The following is a 361-nucleotide window of genomic DNA, read 5'->3' as shown; positions in this document are numbered from 1 at the left end:
AGGCCTGCGCGGCTGCCGTAAAACAGCTGCATCGAGATCGCCAAAAGTGCGGCATCACTGAACTGGCTGGACAGGATCTGGCCGCCACTCACAAAGATGCCCGGCTCATCAGGCTTTTCGATCAGAAGATCGTAAACAGACCCGAGTTCAGAAGCCTGCGGGCTCACCGGATCCGGCATGCCACCGAGCGAACGATACGGCGAAACGGCCGCACGCAGGCCCGCCCCGGTCGTACCAGCGACGGTCTTGATGGCCTCGGACGTACTCAGAGCCACAATCTGGGATCCGGACAGCGCAAAGCGCCCGCTGCCCACAGCGGTCTCAACAAGAGGATAGAATTTCATGAAAGTCCCTTTCAGGG

Annotated in this window: 1 protein-coding gene; it reads right to left on the bottom strand. The window is 60.1% G+C overall.

Annotated elements, in window-relative coordinates:
• Nucleotides 1-344 (bottom strand): hypothetical protein (locus JN414_RS16545; RefSeq protein WP_202208892.1); only part of this gene is annotated, 344 nt, incomplete at its 3' end.
• Nucleotides 345-361 lie beyond the last annotated feature (17 nt).

This window comes from Gluconobacter sp. Gdi, assembly GCF_014132155.1.
GTDB lineage: Bacteria > Pseudomonadota > Alphaproteobacteria > Acetobacterales > Acetobacteraceae > Gluconobacter.
Note: the sequence above shows the minus strand (reverse complement) of the source record. Positions and strands in the feature narration are given on the sequence as shown.